Here is a 241-nt window from a genome sequence, read left to right on the forward strand (position 1 = left end):
GTGCACATCGTGGCTAAAAAAGTAGAAAAAGTAGTTAAATTACAAATTCCTGCAGGTAAAGCAAACCCAGCAACACCAGTTGGTCCAGCATTAGGTCAAGCAGGTGTGAATATTATGGGATTATGTAAAGAGTTCAATGCACGTACTCAAGAGCAAGCAGGTTTAATCATTCAGGTAGAAATCAGTGTATATGAAGACCGTTCATTTACATTCATTACAAAAACTCCACCGGCTCCAGTAC

1 protein-coding gene is annotated in these 241 nt (G+C 39.4%); it reads left to right on the plus strand.

The window, feature by feature from the left end; all coding sequences use genetic code 11:
* Window positions 1–9: 9 nt before the first annotated feature.
* Window positions 10–241: uL11 family ribosomal protein (locus Q4528_RS15670; protein ID WP_512701007.1), on the plus strand; the 232-nt coding region annotated here is incomplete at its 3' end.

It is taken from the genome of Staphylococcus pasteuri, from assembly GCF_030547725.1.
In the GTDB taxonomy this organism is placed as follows: Bacteria; Bacillota; Bacilli; order Staphylococcales; family Staphylococcaceae; genus Staphylococcus; species Staphylococcus pasteuri.